24 protein-coding genes are annotated in these 26,013 nt (G+C 64.4%); 15 read left to right on the forward strand and 9 right to left on the reverse strand.

All coding sequences use genetic code 11. The features are described from left to right. Positions 1 to 10 precede the first annotated feature (10 nt). Positions 11 to 1,669 (forward strand): CHASE domain-containing protein, encoded by a 1,659-nt coding sequence (locus IVB27_RS28695; protein WP_247446302.1) that lies wholly within the window; start codon positions 11 to 13, stop codon positions 1,667 to 1,669. Positions 1,670 to 1,676: 7 nt separating this feature from the next. Here IVB27_RS28695 and IVB27_RS28700 read toward each other — a convergent pair whose 3' ends face one another. The 5 genes from IVB27_RS28700 to IVB27_RS28720 form a co-directional block, all read right to left on the reverse strand. Next, a complete protein-coding gene (locus tag IVB27_RS28700) occupies positions 1,677 to 2,285 on the reverse strand; it encodes a TetR/AcrR family transcriptional regulator (RefSeq protein ID WP_247446357.1) in 609 nt (202 codons plus the stop codon). Positions 2,286 to 2,373: 88 nt separating this feature from the next. Continuing rightward, positions 2,374 to 3,516, reverse strand: a complete 1,143-nt coding sequence (locus IVB27_RS28705) for an OpgC domain-containing protein (RefSeq protein ID WP_247343773.1) — start codon at positions 3,514 to 3,516, stop codon at positions 2,374 to 2,376. 189 nt (positions 3,517 to 3,705) lie between these two features. Then, the gene (locus tag IVB27_RS28710) at positions 3,706 to 4,161 is read right to left on the reverse strand and encodes a hypothetical protein (protein ID WP_247343771.1); all 456 of its coding nucleotides are present in this window, start codon (positions 4,159 to 4,161) and stop codon (positions 3,706 to 3,708) included. Positions 4,162 to 4,252: 91 nt separating this feature from the next. After that, on the reverse strand, positions 4,253 to 4,624 hold the full coding sequence (locus tag IVB27_RS28715) for an ElaB/YgaM/YqjD family protein (protein WP_247343768.1): 372 nt from the start codon (positions 4,622 to 4,624) through the stop codon (positions 4,253 to 4,255). Between the two features lie 77 nt (positions 4,625 to 4,701). Then, positions 4,702 to 5,817 (reverse strand): AI-2E family transporter, encoded by a 1,116-nt coding sequence (locus IVB27_RS28720; RefSeq protein ID WP_247446303.1) that lies wholly within the window; start codon positions 5,815 to 5,817, stop codon positions 4,702 to 4,704. Between the two features lie 209 nt (positions 5,818 to 6,026). On the opposite strand from IVB27_RS28720, the gene IVB27_RS28725 reads away from it, so the two are divergent. Further along, the gene (locus tag IVB27_RS28725) at positions 6,027 to 6,815 is read left to right on the forward strand and encodes a L,D-transpeptidase (protein WP_247446304.1); all 789 of its coding nucleotides are present in this window, start codon (positions 6,027 to 6,029) and stop codon (positions 6,813 to 6,815) included. 16 nt (positions 6,816 to 6,831) lie between these two features. Then, the gene (locus IVB27_RS28730; RefSeq protein WP_247446305.1) at positions 6,832 to 7,485 is read left to right on the forward strand and encodes a DUF2865 domain-containing protein; all 654 of its coding nucleotides are present in this window, start codon (positions 6,832 to 6,834) and stop codon (positions 7,483 to 7,485) included. Between the two features lie 66 nt (positions 7,486 to 7,551). Here IVB27_RS28730 and IVB27_RS28735 read toward each other — a convergent pair whose 3' ends face one another. After that, positions 7,552 to 9,645 (reverse strand): methyl-accepting chemotaxis protein, encoded by a 2,094-nt coding sequence (locus IVB27_RS28735; protein ID WP_247446306.1) that lies wholly within the window; start codon positions 9,643 to 9,645, stop codon positions 7,552 to 7,554. Between the two features lie 274 nt (positions 9,646 to 9,919). Here IVB27_RS28735 and IVB27_RS28740 point away from each other — a divergent pair, with 274 nt between their 5' ends. After that, positions 9,920 to 10,075 carry a Thivi_2564 family membrane protein gene (locus IVB27_RS28740; RefSeq protein WP_007599832.1) on the forward strand — a complete coding sequence of 52 codons (156 nt, stop codon included), beginning with the start codon at positions 9,920 to 9,922 and terminating at the stop codon, positions 10,073 to 10,075. Between the two features lie 68 nt (positions 10,076 to 10,143). On the opposite strand, the gene IVB27_RS28745 is transcribed toward IVB27_RS28740, so the two are convergent. The 3 genes from IVB27_RS28745 to cysD all read right to left on the reverse strand — a co-directional run bounded on the left by IVB27_RS28745 (position 10,144) and on the right by cysD (position 15,336). Further along, positions 10,144 to 12,309 carry a malate synthase G gene (locus IVB27_RS28745; RefSeq protein ID WP_247446307.1) on the reverse strand — a complete coding sequence of 722 codons (2,166 nt, stop codon included), beginning with the start codon at positions 12,307 to 12,309 and terminating at the stop codon, positions 10,144 to 10,146. Between the two features lie 293 nt (positions 12,310 to 12,602). Beyond that, positions 12,603 to 14,522, reverse strand: coding sequence for a sulfate adenylyltransferase subunit CysN (gene cysN, locus IVB27_RS28750; protein ID WP_247446308.1), 1,920 nt, complete (start codon positions 14,520 to 14,522; stop codon positions 12,603 to 12,605). A 19-nt stretch (positions 14,523 to 14,541) separates the two neighbouring features. Further along, on the reverse strand, positions 14,542 to 15,336 hold the full coding sequence (gene cysD, locus IVB27_RS28755; protein ID WP_247446358.1) for a sulfate adenylyltransferase subunit CysD: 795 nt from the start codon (positions 15,334 to 15,336) through the stop codon (positions 14,542 to 14,544). Between the two features lie 245 nt (positions 15,337 to 15,581). Here cysD and cysG point away from each other — a divergent pair, with 245 nt between their 5' ends. From cysG to IVB27_RS28810, 11 genes are all read left to right on the forward strand, one after another. After that, a complete protein-coding gene (cysG, locus tag IVB27_RS28760; RefSeq protein ID WP_247446309.1) occupies positions 15,582 to 17,006 on the forward strand; it encodes a siroheme synthase CysG in 1,425 nt (474 codons plus the stop codon). Next, positions 17,003 to 17,320, forward strand: coding sequence for a DUF2849 domain-containing protein (locus IVB27_RS28765; protein WP_247343749.1), 318 nt, complete (start codon positions 17,003 to 17,005; stop codon positions 17,318 to 17,320). The genes cysG and IVB27_RS28765 overlap by 4 nt, the downstream gene beginning before the upstream one ends. An 11-nt stretch (positions 17,321 to 17,331) precedes the next feature. Beyond that, complete coding sequence (locus IVB27_RS28770; protein ID WP_247446310.1) at positions 17,332 to 18,987, forward strand: nitrite/sulfite reductase; 1,656 nt, start codon at positions 17,332 to 17,334, stop codon at positions 18,985 to 18,987. Then, positions 18,974 to 19,489, forward strand: a complete 516-nt coding sequence (locus IVB27_RS28775) for a DUF934 domain-containing protein (RefSeq protein WP_247343742.1) — start codon at positions 18,974 to 18,976, stop codon at positions 19,487 to 19,489. The genes IVB27_RS28770 and IVB27_RS28775 overlap by 14 nt, the downstream gene beginning before the upstream one ends. Next, positions 19,486 to 20,217: a phosphoadenylyl-sulfate reductase gene (locus IVB27_RS28780; protein ID WP_247446311.1), complete on the forward strand. Its 732-nt coding sequence runs from the start codon at positions 19,486 to 19,488 to the stop codon at positions 20,215 to 20,217. Before IVB27_RS28775 ends, IVB27_RS28780 begins: the two co-directional genes overlap by 4 nt. Before the next feature lie 124 nt (positions 20,218 to 20,341). Further along, positions 20,342 to 21,343 carry a sulfate ABC transporter substrate-binding protein gene (locus IVB27_RS28785; RefSeq protein WP_247446312.1) on the forward strand — a complete coding sequence of 334 codons (1,002 nt, stop codon included), beginning with the start codon at positions 20,342 to 20,344 and terminating at the stop codon, positions 21,341 to 21,343. 33 nt (positions 21,344 to 21,376) lie between these two features. After that, positions 21,377 to 22,213 carry a sulfate ABC transporter permease subunit CysT gene (cysT, locus tag IVB27_RS28790; protein ID WP_345946934.1) on the forward strand — a complete coding sequence of 279 codons (837 nt, stop codon included), beginning with the start codon at positions 21,377 to 21,379 and terminating at the stop codon, positions 22,211 to 22,213. A gap of 10 nt (positions 22,214 to 22,223) precedes the next feature. Then, positions 22,224 to 23,135 carry a sulfate ABC transporter permease subunit CysW gene (gene cysW / locus IVB27_RS28795; protein WP_247446313.1) on the forward strand — a complete coding sequence of 304 codons (912 nt, stop codon included), beginning with the start codon at positions 22,224 to 22,226 and terminating at the stop codon, positions 23,133 to 23,135. After that, complete coding sequence (locus tag IVB27_RS28800; RefSeq protein ID WP_247446314.1) at positions 23,125 to 24,162, forward strand: sulfate/molybdate ABC transporter ATP-binding protein; 1,038 nt, start codon at positions 23,125 to 23,127, stop codon at positions 24,160 to 24,162. The genes cysW and IVB27_RS28800 overlap by 11 nt, the downstream gene beginning before the upstream one ends. A gap of 90 nt (positions 24,163 to 24,252) precedes the next feature. After that, complete coding sequence (locus IVB27_RS28805; protein WP_247343726.1) at positions 24,253 to 24,756, forward strand: CAP domain-containing protein; 504 nt, start codon at positions 24,253 to 24,255, stop codon at positions 24,754 to 24,756. Positions 24,757 to 24,835: 79 nt separating this feature from the next. Then, entirely contained in the window at positions 24,836 to 26,011 is a 1,176-nt protein-coding gene (locus tag IVB27_RS28810; protein ID WP_247446315.1) for a DUF3734 domain-containing protein, read from the forward strand. Positions 26,012 to 26,013: the final 2 nt, after the last annotated feature.

Genomic DNA, 26,013 nt, shown 5'->3' on the forward strand with positions numbered 1-26,013 from the left:
GAGTAGTCGCGTGGTCCGGCTGGGTTTCATCATCGGCTTCATCGCCCTGCTCGGAGCCTTGCTCTCCGGGCTTGCGGCCTATCGCGTCCACGACCAGGAGCTGGCGCTGGACCGGATCGCGCTGGCGCGCGCGATCGACGTCCATGCGAGCCTGGTCCAGGACCGGCTCACCGAGCGCGAGCTGCTCGCGCGGGTCGCCTCCGGCCTGTTCCGGACGCCGTCGGTGCTCAAACCGAACATGCTCGAGCCGCTGCGCTCGGCGATCTACGCCTTCAAGACCGATTTCGTGGTGGCCGGCTGGGTCGCCCGCCTGAAGCCGAACGAGCTTGCCGCAGCGCAGGCTGCCATCGCCAGCGCCGGCTTCCCCAATCCGCGGATCCGCAGCTATGACGACAAGCCGATCGATCCGGCGAGTGTCACTCAGCCGATCGACGTGCTGATGGACCTCGAACCGCGCAGCAATGAGACCAAGGCGCTGCCCGGCCGCAGCTACGACCAGGATCAGGTGCGCAGCGCCATGCTGATACGCGCCAGAGTGGAGAAGAGGTCGGTTGCCTCCGAGCCGGTTCCTCTCCTGCGCGGCGACGGACCGGTCGGCATCATCGTGGCCGCTCCGGTCATCCCCGAGGGCGCGACGGAGCCGGTGGGCTTCATCACATTTTCCTACGAGCTCGCCTCCTTGATGCTGACCAATGACGACATGTCGCTGTTCGCGGTCGCGCTGAAGGATCCGCGCAGGGAGGGTGGCGAGCTTGTCGCCAACGATCAAGGCGTGGTCTCCGCCCGCACGACGGCGGCGGATGGGCCGGCGCCGTCGGCGACGCGCACGGTGAGCTTCGGCGGTCGCGACTGGCAGCTCGGCTATTACGCCAAGACCAGCTCGGCGCGTCGCGCCGAGCAGACTGCGATCATCGTGGCGGCGATCGGCTTTGCGATCACCGCGATGGTGTGTGGCCTGTTCGGCTATGTTGCCTACAACAATCTGCGGCTCAGCCGGGAAATCCAGGTCAGAATCGGCTTCGAGCGCCGGCTGACGGCTGTCATCGACGAGCTCAACCACCGGGTCAAGAACATCCTGGCGGTGATCCAGTCGATCGTGACGCGCACACTGCGCCATGGCTCCGACATCGATGTCGCGCGTGAACTCCTGATCGGCCGCATTCACGCCATGTCCAACGTCGTCTCGCTGCTCAGCGAGAGCCAGTGGCAGGGCGTCAAGCTGAAGGGCCTGTTCGAGGCGCGCGCCATCCCGCACGCCGACCGCATCGCCGTCACCGGTCCGGATATCGCAGTCAGCGCGCGCGCGGCGCAGAGCCTGTCGCTGCTGTTCTTCGAACTGGCCTCGCACTCCGACGAGGGCCTGTCGCTGGTCGGCAAGCATCCGCACATCACCGCCAATTGGACGGTGACGAGCGAGGGGACTGGCGAGGTTTTTCATTTCCGCTGGGAGGAGTTCAACACCAGCGAGGCGACGCGCCGCCCCGATTCCGATTTCGGCCTGATCCTGCTCGACCGCGTCGCGCCCGAGGCGCTCGGCGGCGCCGCCAAGCGCTATTTCACCGACGTCTCCTATGTCTACGAGCTGACCGCGCCGATGGACACGGTCGAGGACGTGACCGAACGCGACCGCACTGACAAGCTTTCAGCACCGATCCGGCCGGCGCGGTAATGCGAGGCTAGCTCTTCGGCCGCAGCACGAGGTCAACCAGATTGCGCGCGTAGGCCGGCGTGATCGGCGCAGTGCGGAAGACGTAGCGGTAGAACAGGCCGCCATAGATCGCGTCGTAGAGATCCTCCGGCGGTGCTTCCGCCAGAATGCTGCCGTCGTTCTGGCCGGCGGCGATCATCTCGACCAGGGCGTCGCGGCGGAATTGCAGATAGCGGGCGTAGAACAGCTCGGCTGAGCCGGTCTTGGAAATGCATTCGGAGATCACGGCGAGCTGGACCTTGCCGAACTCGCCCTGGAGCGCTTCGGCATAGGCCGCGGCGTGGCGGCGTGCGCGCGCGGCGGCACTGCCGGAGCTTGCAGGCGGTAGCGGCAGCATCTGCGCGGCATGCTGGAGGAAGGCGTCGATCAGCAACGCCTCGCGAGACGGCCACCATTTGTAGATCGTCATCTTGGAGACGCTGGAACGCCGCGCGACCGCGTCGATGGTGGTGGCGGCAAGGCCGGTCGTGGCCATCAGCGCATAGGCGCTCTGGAGAATGGCGTTGGTGGTCTCGATCGACCTTGGCCGGCCGCGCCGGGGCGCGCTGTCGGCTCCCTCACCCCCGCCTTTCGCCATCGCCACGCCCGGCCTCCTCGCGCAATCCGCTCCCGCTCCGCATAGCGCAGCCGTGATGGTCGGCCTAGCGGAATCGGAAGGTGCCGGGCTAGGCCTGCTGGCGCAAGGCCGCGGGCAGGTCCTGCCGCTTCGACCAAGCGATGTAATACGCGACCGCGGCCATCGCCGCGAAGCCGGCCAGACTCACGGCGATCTGCATCACCACCAGATTGGCGCCGGTGATCAGGATGAGATGTCCGGCAAAGGACAGGAACACGCCGACGCAGAACACGGCGAGCCATTCCTCGCCGCATCTGATGACCGCCTGGAGCGGCCTCAATTGCAGACCGGGATGATCGGCCGGGACCAGATGGGTCGCGAGGAAAGCGAGCGCGAGGAAGTGGACCACGCGATAGGGTGCGAGGTTTTCCTTGTCGGTCGGCGTGATGTTGTCGAGCACGATATCCGGCAAGTAGACGGCCAGCGTCGGCGAGTGGCGCATCAGCGTGATCGCCATCGCGAATACGAGATAAGCGCCTGCAAGCACGCGCAGCCAGGTCAGGCCGTGCAGGGTGCGGCCCGACGTACCGGTGACGGCGAACCAGCCGCCCAGCACCATCAGCATCTGCCAGCAGAACGGGTTGAAGGTCCACTCCTGGTCCGGATAGACCCGGAAATTCCAATCGAACCAGCGCGCCGCGAAGTACAGGGCGACCGATGCCGCCAGCGTCAGGTTCGGACGCCGCAACAGCCCCCACAGCGCGAACGGAAGAAACGCCATCAGCGGGATCATCAGTTGCAGGAGATCGAGGTTCAGCGGCTCCTCCTGAAGCACCAGTCCGCGTACCAGGATGCGCAGCGGATGCTCGATGATCCCGGAAATGTTGTATTCGTGGATGATCTCGGGCGCCATCGATTGCGAGGCGACATAGGCGATGGTGTCGATGTAGATCACGAACAGAACGACATAGGCGGCGTAGAGCCGCCAAACGCGCTGGAAGATGCGCGTCGCTGCGACGACGTAACCACGCTCCAGCACCATCTTGCCATGAATGATGGCCATGCCATAGCCGGCCACGAACACGAACAGATCTGCGGCGCCGCTGAAGCCGAAGTTTCGCAGCGTCAGCAAGTTGACGACATTGTTCGGGATGTGGTCGACGAAAATCGACCAGTTGGCGATGCCGAGCGTCAAATAGAGCCGGGCGTCGTGATTGAATGCGGCGAGGTTCGCCTTGACGGACGGTTTCATCGAAAAAAATAGCTTTTGGAATCAGGGGCGCTGCTTGTAGCGGCAACCTCCTGCCTATCCGAGTAGCGATTGCGTGATGAAGGGGGCATTGGTGCCAAATGGCGCAAAATTGCGCGGCGGCGTCCGTGCCCAATTCCGATAAATGCGCTCGTGAGACTTACGACGAAATTTTCTAACCCGCTTGAGCCGTCACTCGGCAGGTTCAGCCGACGTCTCGTCGGGCACGCCGGCGCGGCTCGCCATGATTCCGAGGGCGACGCCGCCGATCGCCAGGATCGGCAACAGCCGCTTGATCCCGATGGCGCGAACGATCTGGAGTCCCGTGGCGAGCAGCATGGGGTCCGCGAGCATGCTCGCGGCCGTCGACTTCGCGGCGCGCTCGGCCGCGATATGGGCTTGCTTGCGCAACTGCCGCTTGTAGGCCCAATAGCTCACTGCAGCAGTCAGGGTCAGCAGAAAGAAAACGCCGGCACCGGCGAGGCAAGCCTGCACCGGACCATATTTTTCCAGCACCGAGATGAATGCCGCCGCGCACAGGAAGCATGTCGTGATGAAGAGCGCGAGCGCCGCGCCCGCCGCCAACGAGGTCAGCCGCACAGTCGTGCCGGTGGATGCGCTGATCCCGTCGATGATGCGCTGAAACATGGCCTTGCTCCTCAAACCCCCACGAGCCGAATCGTCACATGCCGGCACCGACGGCGCCGCAGCGCCGCCGTTTCAAAGCTCGTTCACGACCTCAGCGGCGCCAGGCGGCACCAATCAGGAAGCCGATGCCGAGCGCGATGCCGACGGTCGCGAGCGGTCGCTGCGTGATCGCGTCTTCCAGCCTCTCCTCGATCGAGCCGTAGGCATCTTGCGCTGCGCCCATCATGGCGCTGCCGCGCTCCGACATGTCGTCGAAGGTCGAATCCACGTTTTCGCGCGCTTGGCGGTAGCCGCGGCGGGCTTGCTTGCCGGCAGAATTGGCAAAGACGTTGAGCGCGTCGGTGATCTGGTCGGTGAGGGCGGCGATATCGTTTTTCACGGCTGCTACATCCTTCTCGAGGCGTTCTGCGGTGGCCTTGTCAGTCCAGTCTCTCATCCTGGCTTCGCCGTCGGACGTTGACATCGGGAGCTCCGAACTGTTGGCGGTTGAGATGGGCGGAGAACGTTTCGTCGTGACGGAAGTTCCGTCATCGAAACCTCTCAACCTTGTGGGAGCTGCGGCGAATCCGTCGGCAGCAGATGCTCCTTCAGGACCAGCGCGACGATCAGAAGCGGCGACGACAGGAACGCGCCCATCGGGCCCCACAGCCATGTCCAGAATGCCAGCGCCAGCAGCACGGCGAGCGCATTGAGCTCCAGCCGCCGGCCGATGATGGTTGGTGTGACGAAGTGCCCCTCCAGGAAGGTGAGGCCGCCAAAGGCAAGCGCCGCCATCAGGCCACCTCCAATGGTCGGAAAAGTGACCAGTCCGACCACGACCAGAATGGCGAACATCGCAACCGGCCCGATGATCGGGATAAAGTTGAGGGTGGCCGCGAGGGCTCCGAGGCCGGCGGGATTGGGCATGCCGATGAGCGCGCAGACCAGGCCCGCGCCGATGCCGACGCCGACATTGATGACAGTCACGGTCAGAAGATAGTTGCCGAGATGGACCTCGATCTCGTTGAGGATTCGAAGCGTGCGCAGCCGCGCGTCGTGATCGCCGAAGGTCATGATCATCGCGCGGCGCAGGTCGCGCCAGCTCGCGATGAACAGGATGAGGGTGACGAAGAACAGCAGGAATTCGGTAAAGGTTGGCGACAAAAATTCCAGCGTCGGCTGCACCCATTCGAATTTCGGCATCTGGAAGCTGTGCAAGCCGTCCGAGCCGCCGCCGACCATCGTCTGCAGCTCCTGCCACAACGCCAGCGGCCGGTCGAACACGTGCAGCTTGTCCTTCAATTGCGCGCCGAGTTCGGGCAGGCGCGAGCTCCATTCCATCAGCGGTGAGGCGATCAGCGCGACGATGAAGCCGACCACGGCGGTCACCGCGATCACGATCGACGCGGCCGCGAGCCCGCGCGGCACTTTCCGCTCCTCCAGGAAGGTTGCCGCCGGCGACAGCATCGTGCCGGTGACGAACGCCATCACGACAGGCAGGAAGAACGCCTTTCCGACATAGAGAACGGCGACCACCGCGATCAGCAGCAGTCCCGCAAGCGCGAATGCGACGAATTCGGTGCGCCGGATCACTGGCGGAAGTTCGCCGTGGCGCTCGGGGAGCGGTGTGCCTTCGCTGTTGCCGGGAATTATACGTTCACTGGGAAGGACGCGCACAATACCTCTCCGGCACGGAAGGCTTCGGTCCGCGTGCCCTATGAAATGAGAAACGTACCAACGCGCCACCGGTTCCATCGCCGCTTCGTGAAGAGACGCTCGCTTGACTGTGACTTGGAGGCCGCATCCTGCCGCGGAACTTATAGCGGCTCGACCGCGTTTATCGGATCAGCGCATCACCCTGATGCAGGCATCCAACGGGGCAGCACATGACCAAGTTCTCTGCAGTCCGACGCCGCTTTCCGCCGCGCCGCATCGCCGCTTTCGCCTTCACAACCGCTGTGCTGGCAGTGCCGTTCGGCGCCGCGAGCGCGCAGACGCTGGGTTATACGTACCCGCAGGAGCAGGCCTATCCGCAGGATCAGGGTTATTCGCAGGGCTATGCCAGGCCGGGTTATGCGAATCAGGAGTCGCAGGCCTCCGACGAGGATGCCGCGCTGCCCGATCGCCTGCGCAAGCAGATCGTCAGCTTCGACCGGAGCGAGCCGGCCGGTACTATCGTCATCGATACCAACAACACTTATCTTTACTATGTGCTCGGCCAGGGCCGCGCCATCCGGTATGGCGTCGGCGTCGGCCGCGAGGGCTTCACCTGGTCGGGCGTGCAGAGCGTCAGCCGCAAGGCGGAATGGCCGGACTGGCACCCGCCGGCCGAGATGATCGCACGCCAGCCCTATCTGCCGCGCTTCGTCGCTGGCGGTCCCGGCAATCCGCTCGGCGCGCGCGCGATGTATCTCGGTTCGAGCGAATACCGCATCCACGGCACCAACGATCCCACCACGATCGGCAAGTTCGTTTCGTCCGGCTGCATCCGCCTGACCAACGAGGACGTCACCGACCTGTTTAGCCGCGTCAATGTCGGCGCCAAGGTCGTGGTGCTGCCGAAGAACGCACCGCTGATGGCGAGAGGCGGAGATTCCCTGCGCAAGCGCCCGGCACCGACGACGTTGCCTTCAGGCAGGCAGGCGCTGAACATTTCGACGTCGGCCGTGAATTAGAGTTGAGCGAGGTTACATGAAGAGACGTTCGATCGGCAAACTGGCAGGTGGCGCGGCGGCGTTCTTCGCCGTCGCCTCCTTCGGCCTCGCGCTGACGCCGTCGGCGCACGCGGAGGACTTTTTCTCGGCGCTGTTCGGCGGCTTCCGCGGGCGGCCGGCGCCGGAGATCCGCATGCCGTTCCCCGGCGATGACGTGCCGCGATACGACGCGCCGCGCCAGCGGGCCTCCTATGGCGGCGGCACGGCCTATTGCGTGCGCGGCTGCGACGGTCGCTATTTCCCGGCGCAGGGAAACGATGCCGAGAGCAAGGCGCAGTCCTGCAAGAGCTTCTGCCCGGCCTCGGAGACTTCGCTGGTCTATGGCGGCAATATCGACGACGCCACGACGGACAAGGGAAAATCCTATTCCGAGCTGCCGAACGCCTTCCGATACCGCAACGAGATCGTGGCGGGCTGCACCTGCAATGGCAAGGATCCGGCCGGGCTCGCTCAGGTCAAGGTCGACGACGATCCCACCTTGCGCAAGGGCGACATCGTCGCGGGCGCGGACGGCCTGGTGGTCGCCAGCCGCAATGCCAACGACCGTCGCGGCGTCGCGATGAACTTCTCTCCGCTGCCGGACTCGGTGCGCGCAAGATTCCGCCAGGTGCCGGTGGTGGCGAAGGAGTAGGGGGAGCTCTTTCCACGTCGTCCTGGCTTTCTCCAGGATGACTGTGAGCGGATAGCGCCCGCAGCCCTACGCCGCCCGAATCTTGCCCAGGAAGTCGCTGACCTGATGACCGAGCTGGCGGCTCTGCGTTTCCAGCGTTTCGGAGGCTTGCTTGACGTTCTCGGCGGCCCCGGCTGCGGTATCGGCGTCGGCCTTTACGCCGGAAATATTCTCCGAAACGTTCTTGGTGCCCTGCGCCGCGTATTGCGTGCTGCGGGTGATCTCCTGGGTCGCCGCGCCCTGCTCCTGTACGGCGGCGGCGATGGCGGTGGCGACTTCATTGACCTCGCCGATGATGCCGCCGATCGCCTGGATCGCGTTGATGGCATCGCCGGCGACCTTCTGGATGTCGGCGATCTGCTCCGAAATCTCCTCGGTCGCCTTGGCGGTCTGGCTTGCCAGTGACTTCACCTCGGATGCCACAACCGCAAACCCGCGCCCCGCTTCGCCGGCGCGCGCGGCCTCGATCGTGGCGTTCAGCGCCAGCAGATTGGTCTGTGCCGCGATGGTGTTGATGAGGCCTACGACCTCGCCGATGCGTCCCGCGGATTGTGCTAGCCCCTGAACGGTGCTGTCGGTTTCGCGGGCCTGGTTGACGGCGCGGCTGGCGATGCCTGCGGCGTGTGCGGCCTGCTGGCTGATGTCGTTGATCGATGCAGAAAGCTCCTCGGCGGCGGCAGCGACGCTGTCGACGCTCATCGAGGCGTCGTTGGAGGCCTTGCCGGCGATTTGCACGCGGTCGTTGGTCTGGCGCGACACCGCGGACAGATCGCCCGAGGTCTTGCGCATTTCGCCGGAGGCTTCGCTCAATTCGCCGAGCGTCTTGCGCACCGCGCCCTCGAACTCGCCGACATAGGCCTCGACCGCGCGCTGGCGCGCGGTGGCGCCCACATTGCGCTCGCGCTCGTGCGCCTCGATCTTGAGCTTCTCGTTGGCCTGCTGCTTGAAGGTCTCCAGTGCGCCGGCAAGCGCGCCGATCTCGTCCTGGCGATCGAGATAGCCGCTGTCCACCGCGAGGTCGCCGCCGGCGACCTTCAGCATGGCATCGCGGATGGTGTTGAGCGGAGTGATGACGCGGCGGCTGACCAGCATGATCGCGCCGACGGCAAGCCCCATGGCTAGCGCTAGCAGCGTGAGCTGCACGATCAGGGCGCGCTGCGCGCCACTGCGCTGCTCCAGCGTATGCGTCCTGGCGGCGTCGAGTGCGGCTTCCGCTACCGCGACCGCGCTTGCCATGCGGCCGACCGTGAGCGGGCTCCACTGGTTGGCGGTCATCTCGGGCTTCTCGCTCTTTACCAGCGCGTCCGCAAGGCGGTCGCGCAAGGCCAAATATTGCGGCTCGAAATAGGCGGTCTTGGCAGCAGCCACGGCAGAGGTCAGCGCCGGTGCCAGTTGCATGCCAAACGTCGACAATTCCAGCGCCTTCCACATCGCCGCCGTGCCGCCGACATATTGGGTGTAGTTGTAGCGGCGCTCTGGCGTGATCTTCCCCGCCGCCAGGCCGGTCGAGACGATCAGCGAGGCTTCGCCTGCGGTGTTGCGCAGCAGCCAGGCGTTCTGCTTGATCGACAGCAATTGGTCGATCGTGGCGTCCTGGTGGTTGACAGTGCCGGCTAGCGTGTTCGACAGCCTGTCGAGCACATCGAGCAGGCCTTGGGTCGTCTCCATGTATTCCTTGGTCAGGCCGGCCCGGCGTTGATCCTTGGCCTTGGCGACGTCGTCCCAGAACTGCGTTTGCTCCTCGATCAGCAGCTTGTAGAGGCGAGCCAGCTCCGGCACCATCGTGCCCGATTGCGGAAAGTCGATGCTAGGCAGCAGCTTGAGCGCGCGAGCCATCGCCGGCATCTGCGCATCGCGCAGGCTCCGCAGATATTTCTCGATTTCGGGGTCCATCGGCTCGGTCGCGTTCAACAGCCGTGACGTGGTCGACCGGTCGGTGCGCAGATTGTGCATCGCTTTGAACAAATCGGCGGAGGCGTCGGCGATCTGCGAGATGCGGTTGGCGGTCCTGAGGCGATCCCACGACTCGTAGGCAGTAAGCGAGAGCGAGATCACCACACAGACCGACGTGATCGCGATCACCGCCTTCAGCAGCGCGGATACGGTCAGACGATTCAGCATCGAAGTCCCCAATTCCCGTTGCAAAGTTCGTGACGTCGCCCCGGGCAACATCGGAAAAGAGGGGCACGCAAGAATCGGCAATCGCATGCCGTTTGCGGCTCAGGACCCAAACGGTTTCTGCATCTGAAAGGAAAAGGGTAAAGTTTTAGGCAGGCCGGCGGATCGTAGAAGTACGTATTTACTAGAAGTTGCAGAGGGTTGCGGCGATGGAACCGGTGCGGGAGTTGCGCGTTGTGAAACCGTCAGCAACTTTGCCTAAAGGGGGGTCCCAGCGATGCTGGTCGGCGTACTCGTCACCTTTCTCGTCGTCATTCTCGTGCTTTACCTCATCAACATGTTGCCGATGGATGGCCGAGCCAAGCAGATCGCGCGCGTTGTCGTCATCATCATCGGTATCGTGTCGCTGCTGAAATATCTCGCAGTGTTCTAGCGGACGGTGCTACCGCAAACAAGAAAGCCCCGGCGTGAGCCGGGGCTTTGGCATGAGACCGATCGGGCTCAGCCGTTGGCCTTGGCCTCGCGGCGGCGGGCGGTGAGAATGTATTCGGTGTAGCCGTTCGGCTGCTCGCGGCCCTTGAAGACGAGGTCGCAGGCGGCCTTGAAGGCTGTGCCGTCGAACGCCGGCGCCATCGGCTTGTAGATGGCGTCGCCGGCATTCTGCTTGTCGACCACGACCGCCATGCGCTTGAGTGACTCCATCACCTGCGCTTCGGTGATGACGCCCTGGTGCAGCCAGTTGGCGAGGTGCTGGCTGGAGATGCGCAAGGTGGCACGGTCTTCCATCAGGCCGACGTCGTGGATGTCGGGCACCTTGGAGCAGCCGACGCCCTGGTCGATCCAGCGCACGACATAGCCCAGAATACCCTGGCAGTTGTTGTCGATCTCCTGCTTGACGTCGTCGGGCGCCCAGTTCGACTTCGACACCGGAATAGTGAGGATGTCGGAGAGTTTTGCGCGCGGGCCGCCCTTGGTGAGCTCCTGCTGGCGCGCGGCGACGTTGACCTGGTGGTAGTGCAGCGCGTGCAGGGTCGCGGCGGTCGGCGAGGGCACCCAGGCGGTGGTGGCACCGGCCTGCGGATGGGCGAGCTTCTGCGCCAGCATGTCCGCCATCTTGTCCGGCGCGGCCCACATGCCCTTGCCGATCTGGGCGTGGCCGGGCAGGCCACAGGTCAGGCCCATATCCACGTTCCAGTCCTCATAGGCCTTGATCCAGGGCTGCGCCTTCATCTCGTTCTTGCGGATCATCGGACCCGCTTCCATCGAGGTGTGGATCTCGTCGCCGGTGCGGTCGAGGAAGCCGGTGTTGATGAACATGATGCGCTTGGAGGCGCGCTGGATGCAGGCCTTGAGGTTGACGGTGGTGCGCCGCTCCTCGTCCATGATGCCGACCTTGAGCGTGTTCTCGGGCAGCGACAGCATCTTCTCGACGCGGTCGAAGATCTCGCAGGTCAGCGACACCTCGTCGGGGCCGTGCATCTTCGGCTTGACGATATAGGCCGAGCCGGTGCGGCTATTCTTGACCTTGGAGTTGCCCTTGAGGTCGTGAACGGCAAGAAGCCCGGACACGGCGGCATCGAGCAGGCCTTCGGGAATCTCCTCGCCCTTTTCGTCCAGCACCGCGTCGGTGAACATGTGGTGACCGCAATTGCGCATCAGCAGCAGGCTGCGGCCGTGCAGCTTGACCTCGCCCTTGCCATCCGGCGTCTTGTAGCTGCGGTCGGCATTGAGCGAGCGCGTCAGCGTCTTGCCGCCCTTCTCGAAATCGGCCGTCAGCGTGCCGTTCATCAGGCCGAGCGTGTTGCGATAGACCAGCACCTTGTCCTCGGCATCGACCGCGGCGACCGAATCCTCCATGTCGAGGATGGTGGAGACCGCGGACTCCATGATCATGTCGGCGACGCCGGCCGGATCGTCCTTGCCGATCGTGCTGCTGCGGTCGATCTTCACCTCGACATGCATGCCGTTGTTGACGAGCAGCACCGCGCTCGGTGCGGCCGCGTCGCCCTGGAAGCCCGCGAATTGCGCAGCGTTCTTCAGCGCGGTGGCGTTGCCGCTCTTCAGCTTCACCGCGAGCTGGCCCGCGACGACGCTATAGGCGGTGATGTCGGTGTGGCTGCCGGTCGCCAGCGGCACGGCGGCATCGAGGAACACTTTTGCTTTCGCGATCACCTTGTCGCCACGCGCCTTGTTGTAGCCCTTGCCGCTCTCGGAAGGATCGTGCGGGATCGCATCGGTGCCGTAGAAGGCGTCATAGAGCGAGCCCCAGCGCGCATTCGCCGCGTTCAGCGCGTAGCGTGCATTGGTCAGGGGCACGACGAGCTGCGGGCCGCAGATCTTGCCGATCTCCTCGTCCACATTGGTCGTCTCGACCTTCTGCGTCACCGGCTCAGGGACGAGATAGCCGATCTCCTTGAGGAAAGCGGTATAGGCATTGAGGTCGAACGCCTTGCCCTTGTTGGCGCGGTGCCAGTCGTCGATCTTGGCCTGCAGCGTGTCGCGCAGCGCCAGCAATGCGCGGTTCTTCGGCCCCAGCTCCTTGATGATGGCGGCGAGCCCGGCCCAGAACGCATCCGGCGCGATTCCCGTCTTCGGGGCCGCTTCCTTGGCGACGAAATCGAACAGGACGGGAGCGATCTTCAATCCGTGGGCGTCGACGCGTTTCATGATGGGCTTTCTCGTTGGAAATGGCTGTTTTTGGCTGCTTTTGACCAGACAGCAGCAAAATGCGCTCCAAGGGAGCAGCTTTCGGGGCCTTATTAGCCCCAAAATCGGGGCCGTGAGAAGGCCCCCGACGTCTGTCAAAATGTCAAGGCGCGGTGGGCGGCCCACGCACCGGCGTCATTCCCCGCGAAGGCGGGGAATCCAGTACGCCGCGGCCTCTGGCTGAATCACTGCTGTCGGTGGAATACTGGTCGCCCGGTCAAGCCGGCCGACGACAGCGGAGCAGCAGCCCGGCTTCAAATATTCGCGGCGAGGTCCACGACTTCGTCGAACAGCACGCCGGTCGTCTTCAGCATCTGCTCGATCTCGTCGGCCGCCTCGGCGACCGTCCGCGTCGAGGTGTCGATCACGAGCTCGGCGGCCTGCGGCGTCTCGTAATCGTTGCCGATGCCGGTGAACGACGCGAGCGCGCCGGCGCGGGCCTTCTTGTAGTGTCCCTTGGGATCGCGCTCTTCGCACACGCCGGCCGGGGTCGCGACATGAATCTCGCGGAACGAAGTGTCGGCGGCGATGCGGCGCGCGGTGGCGCGGTCCTCGCGGGCGGGCGAGACGGCGGCGACAATGGCGATGTGGCCGTTGCGCGCGAGATGCGTCGCCACTTCGGCGAGCCGGCGGATGTTCTCGCTGCGATCGGCGGCCGAGAAGCCGAGATCGCTGTTGAGCCCGGCGCGCAGCGTGTCGCCGTCGAGCAGGATCGGCGAGCCGCCATTCGAAAACAGCCGCCGCTCCAGCGCCTTGGCCAGCGTCGACTTGCCGGACGCCGGCAGGCCCGTAAGCCAGACCACGGCGCCGTTGTGCTGATAGCGCGCAGACCGTTCGTCGGGCCGCAGCGCGGATTCCACCGGCACGATGTCCACGGGCAGGGCGCGCTGGCCGGCATCGACCGACAGCACGAGGCCGCCGCCCGCGATGCGCCCAGACACCTCGATCACGATGCGGCCGGTGCGCGGGTTCTCGGTGTAGGGGTCGGTGGCAATCGAATTCGAAAGAGAGATGTCGATCTCGCCGACATGGTTACGGCCGATCGCCTTGTTCTCGACGCTCGACAGTTCGCCCGGATCGACGGCTTTCTCGATCGCGACGACGGTGGCGCGGCTTTCCTTCGGTCCGCAGCGCACCAGGAGCTGGTCGCCCTTGGCCAGCGGCTTGTCGTGCAGCCAGAAGATCCGCGCGCGCAATCGCCGCGTCTCACGCGGGGCGCTGTTGGCATGCGCGATGATATCGCCGCGCTCGACGAACAGCTCGCGGTCGAGCGTGATGCCGACCGAACGGCCCGCACCCTGCCGTCCCGCGACCGGCGTCACCGGCCAGTTTTCGACCGTCTTGATCCTGGCGATCTTGCCGGCCGGCATGATCACGATCTCGTCGCCGGCGATGAGGCTGCCGGATTCGATACGGCCAGCTACGATGCGGCGGTCGTCGAATTTGTAGATCGCCTGCACCGGCAGCCGCAGCGCCAGCGCTTCCAGCGGCCGCGCCGGCTCGAGCCTGTCCAGCGCCTCGACCACGGTCGGTCCCTTGTACCAGCCGATCCGGTCGGTGCGCTCGGCGACGCCGTCGCCGTCGCGGGCGGAAATCGGAATCACGGCCGTGGGCTTCACGCCGAGGCCCAGCAGATGCGCCGAGATCTCGTCGCTGATTTCGTTGAAGCGCTCGGCGGAGAAGTCGACGCGGTCCATCTTGTTGACGACGACCGCGACCTGCTTCACGCCGAGCAGATGCAAGAGATAGCCGTGTCGCCGGGTCTGGTCACGCACGCCTTCGAGCGCGTCGATGATCAGCACCGCGCCGTCGGCCTGCGAGGCGCCGGTGATCATGTTGCGCAAGAATTCGGCGTGGCCGGGCGCGTCGATCAGCACGATGTCGCGCGAATTGGTGCGGAAGCGGATCTGCGTGGTGTCGATGGTGATGCCCTGGTCGCGCTCGGTCTGGAGCGCATCGAGCAGGAACGACCATTCGAACGGCATGCCGCGCCGCGCGCTGACGGCCTTGAGCATCTCGAGCTTGCCGTCGGGCAGGCTGCCGGTCTCGTGCAGCAGGCGGCCGACCAGCGTCGACTTGCCGTGGTCGACATGGCCGACGATGACGATGCGGACTTGGGGCCGCGTGGTGCCGTTCGGCGTGGCGGGCGAAGCGGGGGTGACGATCATGTTCATACGGCGCTCGCGTCCTTGATCAGAGATAGCCGGCGACACGGAGGCGTTCGAAAGCGTCCTCGGTCTCGTGGTCGAGCGCGCGGCCGGCACGTTCCGGCACCTTGGTCTGCTCGAGCTCGACCAGGATCTCGTCGATGTTCGACGCCGTCGAAGCGACTGGATTGGTGATGTCCTGATCGCCCAGCGAGCGGTAGCGCTTGCCGTTTTGCGAGAGATACAGCGGAATGATCGGGATGTTCTCGCGCTTGGTGTAGGCCCAGATGTCGGACTCGGTCCAATGCAGGATCGGGTGAATGCGCAGATGCGCGCCTTGCGGCGGCGAGGCGTTGAAATGATCCCAGAACTCCGGCGGCTGGTCGCGCACGTCCCAATTGCCCTCCAGGCCGCGCGGCGAGAACACGCGCTCCTTAGCGCGCGTCGCCTCCTCGTCGCGGCGGATGCCGGCAATCAGGCCGTCAAAACCGTATTTGCCGAGCGCCATCTTGAGACCCTCGGTCTTGCGCGCGGCGGAACGGGCGGCGGGCGGCAGCGTTGGGTCGACGGCATCGATGGGCGGGCAGGGCTCGACGCGCAGATCCAGCTCCCACTCCTTGCCGTAGTGATCGCGGAAGCGATACATCTCCGGAAACTTCTTGCCGGTGTCGACATGAAGGGCCGGGAACGGCAGGCGGCCGAAGAACGCCTTGCGCGCCAGCCAGATCATGACATTGGAGTCCTTGCCGAGCGACCACAGCAGGGCAATCTTCTTGAGGCGACCGAAGGCTTCGCGGAAGATATAGATACTCTGGGCTTCGAGCTGGTCGAGATGGTCCATGCTCGGGGCAAGGTCAGCAGAAAATTCTTTTGCGGGCGCGCGCACGGTGAATGCGGGGCTGCTCAGTCCGTTTGCTGCGGAATCGTCCTTGAGAAGATGCATCTCTGCCACTTTGCGTTTGGAGGCGAAAATTCTATAGTTGCGGTGCGGGAGAGAAGAAAAAATTTTCTCTTTGCGCGCTCGAAACGACACATATATAGAAAATAATTCCAGTCAACCCCGGATGTGGGGGAAGCGAGTATCGCATGCGGTTCTTGCCGGTGTTTCTCGATCTCAAGGCCGGCCCGGTGGTCCTCATCGGCGCGGGTGAGCTTTTGCGCGCCAAGTTGCGCGTGCTCGCCGCTGCCGGTGCGCGCATTCGCGTGCATACGATCGACGGCAATCAGGACTTGGGTTTGAGCCCTGCGGACGCGGTGCGTATCGAAGTTGTGGCCGGCGATCCGCTCACCGCCGATCTCGCCGGCGTCATCGCCATCGTTTGCGCAGGCGCGGGGGATATCGGCGTGGCGATGTCGGCCCGCGCCAAGGCGCTCGGCCTGCCCGTCAACGTCATGGACGATCTCGAACATTCCAGCTTCATCTTCCCGGCGATCGTCGATCGCGGCGATGTCGTGGTCGCTGTCGGCACCGGCGGAACGTCGCCGGTCGTCGCGCGGCGCGTGCGCGAAAAGATCGAGGCGTTGCTGCCGGCGCGGATCGGCGAGCTTGCCGAGTTCATCGGCGGCTTTCGCAAATCCATCAACGAACGTATTGCCGAGTTTCCGCTGCGCCGCCGCTTCTGGGAGCGCGTCATCGACGGCCCGATCGGCGCCGCCGTTCTGGCCGGCCGCAAGGGCGAGGCTGGAGCGGCGCTGAACAGGATCACCGATCCGTCCGCGTTCGCGCGCGCCGACAAGCCGGAAGGCTCCGTCGCACTGGTCGGCGCCGGACCCGGCGATCCGGATTTGCTCACCATCAAGGCGCTGCGCGCATTGCAGGACGCCGATACCGTCTTCCATGACGAACTGGTTTCGCCCGAAATTCTCGACCGCATCCGCCGCGACACCACGCGCGTGCCGGTCGGCCGCCGCGTCGGCAAGCCCGGCATCGGGCAGGACGCGATCAACAAGCGCATGATCGAGGCCGCGCAATCCGGCCAGCGCGTGGTGCGGCTGAAGGGCGGCGATCCCTTCGTGTTCGGCCGCGGTGGCGAAGAAGTCGAAGCCCTGCGTGCAGCCGGCGTTGCTTATTCGATCATTCCCGGCATCACCGCAGGGCTCGGCGGCGCCGCCGATTTCGAGGTGCCGCTCACCTACCGTCATGAAGCGACCCGCATCACCTTCCTCACCGCGCACAAGGCGCGCGCCGCGGAGACGGTGGACTGGTCGACGTTGACCGACGCCAAGATGACCGTCGTGGTCTACATGGGCATGACGGCTGCCCCCGCGATCCGCGCCGGCCTGTTTGCCGCCGGGCGTTCGCCGGAGACGCCGGTCGGCGTGTTCGCCCGCGTCACGCGTCCCGATGCGCAAGGCGCGATCGGCACGCTGCGCGACCTGCCCGAACTGGTGCGGCGGACCAACGGCGGCCCCGCCATTCTCATCATCGGCGATGTGGTCCGGCATGCCGGCTTGCTTCGCCGCCAAACCCCAAAGCAAATCATCTCTGACCTATTGGATGCAGCCGAATGACCTCCCCGCTTGAACAGAAGAAGATCAAAATCGCCGGCCCCTCGGTCGTAACCGCCAACCGTACCTGGGACGGCATCGTCGTTTACCGCACCGCCGCCATGAGCTGGTCCGCGGACCTGTCGGAAGCCGCGATCGTGCGCAACTCCGACGAGGCGAAAGCGTTGCTTGCGGAGTCCGTTGCCGATGACGTCGGCGCGATCGGTCCCTATATCGCACCAGTACAGGTCGGTGCGGACGGCAAGATCGAACCCGGAAATCTGCGCGAACAGATCCGCCGCACCGGCGTGACCATCGGACAGCCGGTACAGGTTTAAGGCGTTTTCTTATGTATGCTTACGATGAAATCGACCGCACGCTCGTCAACGAGCGCGTCTCGGAGTTCCGCGACCAGGTGAAGCGCCGCCTCTCCGGCGAGCTCACCGAGGACGAGTTCAAGATCCTGCGGCTTCAGAACGGCGTCTACCTGCAACTGCACGCCTACATGTTCCGCGTCGCGATCCCCTACGGGACGCTGGCATCGAACCAGTTGCGGGCGCTCGCCCATGTCGCGCGCAAATACGACCGCGGCTACGGCCATTTCACCACGCGGCAGAACATCCAGTTCAACTGGATCAAGCTCGCCGAATTGCCGGATGCGCTGGCTGATCTCGCCGAGGTCGGCATCCATGCGATGCAGACCTCCGGCAACAACATGCGTAACGTCACCTCGGACCAGTGGGCCGGCGTCGCGCCCGGCGAGATCGAAGACCCCCGCATCTGGTCGGAGCTGATCCGCCAGCACACCACGCTGCATCCGGAATTCTCGTTCCTGCCGCGCAAGTTCAAGATCGCAATCACCGCGTCGGACCATGACCGCGCGGCGATCAAGATCCACGATATCGGCCTGCGCCTGATCAAGAACGAGAAGGGCGAGACCGGCTTCGAGGTGCTGGTCGGTGGCGGGCTCGGCCGCACGCCGTTCATCGCCAAGACCATCAAGCACTTCGTGCATGGCCGCGACATCCTCAGCTATATCGAAGCGATCCTGCGCGTCTACAATCAGTACGGCCGCCGCGACAATATCTACAAGGCGCGCATCAAGATCCTGGTGCACGAGCTCGGCATCGAGAAATTCTCGCGCGAGGTCGAGGAAGAGTGGCAGCACATCCGCAACTCCTCGCTCCAGATCGACGACGAGGTGATCGAGGACATCCGCTCGCGCTTCGCCTACCCGTCCTACGAGAAGCTGCCGCACATGCCGGACCAGCTGCGCCAAGCCGCGGCCGATCCTGATTTCGAGGCGTGGCGCAAGAACTCGGTCGCCCCGCACAAGGTCCAGGGCTATTCCATCGTCACGATCTCGCTGAAGCCGATCGGCGCGCCTCCGGGCGATGCCACCGCAGAGCAGATGGATGCACTGGCCGATCTCGCCGACAAATACTCATTCGGTGAGATTCGCGTCGGCCACGAGCAGAACCTCGCTCTGCCGCACGTTGCCAAGCGCGACCTGCCGGCCTTGTGGAAGGCGCTGGACAAGCTCGGGCTGGCGACACCGAACGTCAATCTGATCACCGACATCATCGCCTGCCCGGGGCTCGACTATTGCTCGCTGGCGAATGCGCGCTCGATCCCGATCGCGCAGGAATTGACGAGGCGCTTCGCCAATCACGAGCTCGCCAATCTGATCGGCCGTCTCCACATCAACATCTCCGGCTGCATCAATGCATGCGGCCATCACCATGTCGGCCATATCGGCATTCTCGGCGTCGAGAAGAACGGCGAGGAAGTCTACCAGATCACCATCGGCGGCCGCGCCGACGAGAGCGCCGCACTCGGCAATCTGATCGGCCCTGGCGTCAAGTTCGACGAGGTCGCCGACGTCGTCGAGGACATCGTGGAGGCCTATCTGGCGCTGCGCGAGCGGCCGGAAGAGCTGTTCATGGACACCGTAAAGCGCCTCGGCGTCGAACCCTTCAAGGAGCGCGTTTATGCCACTCGTTAACGGCGGAAAGATCGTCGACGACAGCTTCGTCAAGCTCGCCGTCGACACGCCGCTGCCCGAGGGCGGCGACATCCTGGTGCCGGCCGAGCGCTTCGTCGGCGAGGCGGATGCGTTGCTCAAGCGGACCGGCAAGATCGGCGTGATCTGGCCGAATAATCGCGACATCGCCGAGCTGGTGCCGTATCTCGGCAAGATTGCCGTCGTCGCGCTGGTGTTCCCGACCTTCCGCGACGGACGCGCCTACAGCCAGGCGCGGCTGCTGCGCGAGCGCTACAATTATCGCGGCGACCTGCGTGCCACCGGCCAGATCCTGCGCGACCAGTTCGTGTTCATGCTCCGCGCCGGCTTCGATTCCTTCGACGTCAAGAAGCAGGCCGACGCGGAAGCCTTCATGCAGACCGCGAAGCGCTATTCGGTATTCTACCAGCCGACCGGCGACGGCCGGATCACGGCGCTACACCGGCGCATGCAGCTGCGTCACTCCGAAGGTGTCGGCACGTGAACGCAATCGCGCCTCAGGTTCCGTCGATGTCCTTGTCTGCGCTGCCCTCAGCGGAGGAGCTCGATTATGCCCTACGCGATGCCTCGCCCGCTGAAATCATTGCCGCTGCGCTGAAGACGGTCGGGCGCGAGAAGCTGGCGCTGGTGTCATCCTTCGGCACGGAATCGGCGACGCTGCTGAAAGTCATGGCTGACGTCGATCCGGCGATCCCCGTGATCTTCCTCGACACCGGCTGGCTGTTCGAGGAGACGCTGGCCTATCGCGACACGCTGATCGCGACGCTGGGCCTGACGGACGTCCGCTCGATCAAACCTGCCGAAGAGACGCTGTCGCGCGAAGATCCCGACCGCGACCTCTGGTTCTCGGATCCCGACGCTTGCTGCCGTATCCGCAAGGTCGAGCCGCTGGCGCGTGCGCTGAAACCGTTCGATGCGTGGCTCAACGGCCGCAAGCGCTTCCAGAGCAGCACGCGCGCCGACATTCCGGTGGTCGAGGACGACGGCGCGCGGTTGAAGTTCAATCCCTTCGCCAATGTCTCGCGAGAGGAACTCGAGGCGATTTTCGCCCGCGCTAAATTGCCGCGCCATCCTCTGGTGGAGTCCGGTTTCCTGTCGGTTGGGTGTATGCCTTGCACGAGCAGAACGGCTGAAGGCGAAGACGAACGCGCCGGTCGGTGGCGCGGCCGGGCCAAGACAGAATGCGGCATCCACACGATGAAGATTTCGTAGCACAGTCGCGCTGCCCGGCTACGAACAAGAAAATCCGGTTCCGTTGACTTAAGCCCGTTTGGATCCGAGTTATGCCTGTAGGTCTTCGCTGACACCGACGTCATCGAAGTGAATGGAGATGGACATGATGCGCCGTATCGTTCCGCTCGCTGCAGGACTTCTCGTGACTGGCTTGCTGGCAAGCTCGGCTCTCGCCGCCGACATCAATCTGCTGAACGTCTCGTATGATCCGACGCGTGAGCTCTACGTCGAGTTCAACAAGGCGTTCGCGAATGCCTATCAGAAGGAAACCGGCAAGAGCGTCGAGATCAAGCAGTCGCATGGCGGCAGCGGTTCGCAGGCGCGCGCTGTGATCGATGGATTGCAGGCCGACGTGGTAACGCTTGCGCTCGCCTACGACATCGACGCTATCGCGGGCAAAGGCCTCACGGCGGCCGACTGGCAGAAGCGGTTGCCGCAAAATTCATCGCCCTACACCTCGACCATCGTGTTTCTGGTCCGCAAGGGCAATCCCAAAGGCATCAAGGACTGGGACGATCTGCTCAAGCCGGGCGTCGCGGTGATCACGCCGAACCCGAAGACGTCGGGCGGTGCGCGCTGGAATTATCTCGCGGCCTGGGGTTTTGCGCAGAAGAAATACGGTTCAGTCGACAAAGCCAAGGACTTCATAGGCAAATTGTATCAGCAGGTGCCGGTGCTCGACACCGGCGCGCGCGGCGCGACCGTGACCTTCGTCGAACGCGGCGTCGGCGACGTGCTGCTCGCCTGGGAGAACGAGGCGTATCTGGCGCTGAAGGAGTTCGGTCCGGAGAAATTCGAGATCGTGGCGCCGCCGCTCTCGATCCTGGCGGAACCGCCGGTGACCATCGTCGACAAAGTTGCCGATAAAAAAGGCACCCGCAACGCCGCCGATGCCTACCTGCAATATTGGTACACCAAGGAAGGTCAGGAAATCGCGGCGCGCAATTTCTATCGCCCGCGCGATCCCGAGATCGCTAAAAAACATGAAAACTCCTTCGCGAAGGTCGAGCTGTTCACGATCGACGAATTTTTCGGCGGTTGGACCAAGGCGCAGAAGGAACATTTTGCCGACGGCGGCGTCTTTGATCAGATCTACAAGAACTGATCGGGCGCTGTCGGAGGGGCTTTAGGGGGCCTGGTGAGCGCATTAGCAGCACGACGCCGGACATTGCCGGGCTTCGGTCTCACGATGGGGCTGACGCTTTCCTGGCTGTCGATCATCATCCTGATTCCGCTCGCCGGCCTGTTCCTGAAATCGCTCGAGCTCAGTCCCGAGCAGTTCTGGAATATCCTCTCCAGCCGTCGCACCCTGAATGCCTTGCGGGTTTCCTTCGGCCTCGCCTTTGCCGCGGCCTGCGTCAACCTGGTGATGGGCAGCATCATCGTCTGGGCGCTGGTGCGTTACCGCTTCGCCGGAAGGCGGCTGTTCGATGCCATCGTCGACGTGCCCTTCGCGTTGCCGACGGCGGTTGCCGGCGTCGCGCTGACCGCGTTGTTCGCCGAGAAGGGCTGGCTCGGCGCGCCGCTTGCGGCGGCCGGCATCAAGGTTGCGTTCACGCCGCTCGGCATCTTCATCGCGATGATCTTTATCGGCATCCCGTTCGTGGTGCGCACCGTGCAGCCGGTGCTCCAGGATCTCGACCCCGAGATCGAGGAGGCCGCGGGAAGTCTTGGCGCCAGCCGCTGGCAGACCATCATTCGCGTGATCCTGCCCTCGCTCGGGCCGGCGCTGCTCACCGGGCTCGCGCTCGCCTTCGCCCGCGCCGTCGGCGAATACGGCTCGGTGATCTTCATCGCCGGCAATCTGCCGAACGTGTCCGAGATCGCGCCACTCCTGATCGTGATCCGCCTCTCTGAATTTCGCTACGCCGATGCGACCGCCATCGCGGTGGTCATGCTCGTCGTGTCTTTCGTCATCATCTTCGCCGTCAACCGGCTCCAGCGCTGGGCGCGGAGCCGGATCCCGGCGCGCTGAGGGCGGATCAATGACGATGCAGATCGCTGATTCCGTATCACTCTCGGCCCCCGACGCCAAGGCACGCGCGCATGCGGCGGCTGCGCGGAACAGCCTTCGCACCGAACCACGCGCGGTCCGCATCATTATCATCGCGCTGGCGATGACCTTTCTCTCTGTCTTCGTTGTGCTGCCGCTGGTGGTCGTGTTCGCGCAGGCCTTCTCGAAGGGAATCCTCGCTTATCTCGCCGCGCTGGCCGACCCGGAGGCTTTGTCCGCGATCAAGCTGACACTGGTGGTAGCGGCGATCTCAGTCGGCCTCAACCTCGTGTTCGGTCTCGTCGCGGCCTGGGCCATCGCGAAGTTCGAGTTTAGGGGCAAGACCTTCCTGATCACGCTGATCGACCTGCCGTTCTCGGTGAGCCCGGTGATCTCGGGTCTCGTCTTCGTGCTCCTGTTCGGCGCGCAGGGCTATTTCGGGAGCTGGCTGCGCGATCACGACATCCAGATTCTGTTCGCCGTGCCCGGCATTGCGCTCGCGACCACCTTCGTCACCTTCCCCTTCGTCGCACGTGCGCTGATTCCGCTGATGCAGGAGCAGGGCACGCAGGAGGAGGAGGCCGCGATCTCGCTCGGCGCCTCGGGCCTGCAGACCTTCTTCCGTGTCACGCTGCCCAATATCAAATGGGGCGTGCTCTATGGCGTCCTGCTCTGCAACGCGCGCGCGATGGGCGAGTTCGGCGCAGTGTCCGTCGTCTCCGGCCATATCCGCGGCGAGACCAACACCATGCCGCTCCTGGTCGAGATCCTCTACAACGAATACCAGTTCGTCGCGGCGTTCGCGATCGCATCGCTGCTGGCGATGCTGGCGCTGATCACGCTGATCGCCAAGACCGTTCTCGAACATCATCTCGACGAAGGACACGACGCAAGTGACCATTGAAGTCAGGAATCTCGTCAAGAAGTTCGACAGCTTCAAAGCCCTCGATGGCGTCGACCTCAAGGTCGACAACGGCGAGCTGCTGGCGCTGCTCGGCCCGTCCGGTTCCGGCAAGACCACGCTGCTGCGCATCATCGCCGGCCTCGATTGGCCTGATTCAGGTGACGTCGCCTTCAACGGCGAGGACGCGCTGGCGCAGGGCGCGCGCGAACGCCACGTCGGCTTCGTATTCCAGCACTATGCGCTGTTCCGCCACATGACGGTGTTCGAGAACGTCGCCTTCGGCCTCCGCGTGCAGCCGCGCGCCATCCGCAAGGATGAGTCTACCATTCGTGCGCGCGTCAAGGAGCTGCTTGATCTTGTGCAGCTCGACTGGCTCGCCGACCGCTATCCGAGCCAGCTTTCGGGTGGCCAGCGCCAGCGCATCGCACTCGCCCGCGCGCTCGCTATCGAGCCGCGCATCCTGCTGCTCGACGAACCCTTCGGCGCGCTCGACGCCAAGGTGCGGAAAGAGCTGCGCAGATGGCTGCGGTCGCTGCACCACGAGATCAACGTCACATCGATCTTCGTCACCCATGACCAGGAGGAGGCGCTGGAAGTCGCCAACCGTGTCGTGGTGATGGACAAGGGCAGGATCGAGCAGATCGGTTCGCCCGACGACGTCTACGAAACTCCGGCGACGGCCTTCGTCCACGGCTTCATCGGTGAATCCATCGAGCTGCCGGTCAAGATCGAAGGTGGCGTCATCAGGCTCGGCGATCGGCCGCTGCGGCTTGCGGCCGACGGCCTTGCGCCTGGCGCGTCAAGACTGTTCGTGCGGCGACACGACATGCTGGTCGGGCCGCCCGGCAGCGGCGCTTTCGAGGGCGCGGTTCAGCACGTCCGGAATTTCGGCCCCGTGCAGCGGGCCGAGGTCGCCCTGTCAGGCGGCGAGACCATCGAGATCGACGCCCCCCGCGACAGGGAACTGCGCGCCGGCGATACGATTGGCCTGGAGCCCCGCCGCTACCGGATATTTGCGGGCGCCTGAGCCGGCTCGACGGGTCAATTTTTCTTCAATATTCACCTTTCAGCCACGGTTGCTATGCAACAACGGCCCCTGATTTGGGGGCTTCTGTTCATGCGCGCCGCGGCCGCGATACTCATCACTTTGCTGCTCGCCGGCTGCGCCGGCAACGAAGCGCCGGTCCAGCAGCCGTCCATGTATGCCGATATGTCCGTCCCCGGCACCAAGCTCGATGCGCAGGCGGCTGCGATCATGATCTCGCAATACCGCCAGAATAACGGGCTCGGCACCGTCGTGATCGACCCCGATCTGATGCGGCTCGCCGAATCCCAGTCACAGGCCATGGCGGCGGCCAACAAGATGGACCATGACGTCCGCGCGCCGCTGGCCAAGCGCCTCAGCGCCGGCAGCTATCCGGCGAATGTTGCGGTTGAGAACGTCTCGGCCGGCTATCATACGCTGGCGGAAGCGTTTTCCGGCTGGCGCGACTCGCCCCCGCACCGCGCCAACATGCTCAAGAGCGGTGTCACAAAATTGGGCATAGCGGCGGGTTATGCTCCCGGCACCAAATACAAGGTGTTCTGGACCATGATCCTGGCCTCGACCGACCCCCGATAAGCCAGACTTGATCCCGGGATGCATTGACGCCGCGGCGAAACTGTCGCCACGGTGGCTCGCCTTTTGCTACTGTTCCCACATGACAGATCATAGCCCGGAAATCGCAACAGTCCCCGCGAATGCGCAACGCGTCCTGGTCCTCCAGGGCGGCGGCGCGCTCGGCTCCTATCAGGCCGGCGCCTATCAGTCGCTCTGCCATGCCGGCTTCGAGCCGGAATGGGTGGCCGGCATCTCGATCGGCGCGATCAACGCCGCGATCATTGCCGGCAACGAAGGGCAGACGCGGGTCAAGCGGCTCAAGGAATTCTGGGAGATGGTCTCCGCGCCGGTGCCGTGGAAGCCGATCGGCAAGAGCGATCACAGCCGCGAGCTGTTCAACTCCAGCAGCGCCGCGCTCATTGCAACGTTCGGCGTGCCCGGCTTCTTCGTGCCTCGCCTGCCTCCCGCGCTGCTCTGGCCCCCCGGCAGCCCACAGGCGCAGAGCTACTACGACACCGCGCCACTGAAGAAGACACTGGAGCGCCTTGTCGATTTCGACCGCATCAATGACTTGAAGACACGGCTGTCGGTCGGTGCGGTCGGCGTCACCTCCGGCAACTTCAAGTATTTCGACAATTACGAATTCAAGAAGCGTGGCAAGAAAATCGGCCCGGAGCACATCATGGCCTCCGGCGCGTTGCCGCCGGGCTTTCCGTCCGTCGTGATCGACGGCGAGCATTATTGGGACGGCGGCATCGCCTCCAACACGCCGCTCGACTACGTGCTGGACGCCGAGGTCGACCGCGACCTCCTGATCTTCCAGATCGACCTGTTCAGCGCCCGCGGCGATCTGCCGACGTCGCTGCTCGAGGCCACCGAGCGCGAGAAGGACATCCGCTTCTCCAGCCGCACGCGGATGAACACCGACAAGAACAAGCAGGTGCACAACGCCCGCAGGGCCGTGCGCGACCTGATTTCCAAATTGCCCGATTATCTCAAGAACGACCCTTCCGTGGAATTCCTTGCCAAGGTATCGCGCGAAAGCACTGTTACTGTGGTGCACCTGATCTACCGCAGCAAGAACTACGAATCCTCGTCCAAGGATTACGACTTCTCGCATGTCGCCATGGTCGAGCATTGGGAAGCCGGCGTGCGCGATGTGCATCTGTCGATGCGCCACAAGGACTGGCTCGAGCGGCCGCAATCGGGCGAGACCATGGTGACCTACGATCTCACGGGGGACGTCACCGCGCCCCCGCCAAAAAGGAGCGAATGAAT

The sequence above is a fragment of the Bradyrhizobium sp. 197 genome (assembly GCF_023073375.1).
In the GTDB taxonomy this organism is placed as follows: domain Bacteria; phylum Pseudomonadota; class Alphaproteobacteria; order Rhizobiales; family Xanthobacteraceae; genus Bradyrhizobium.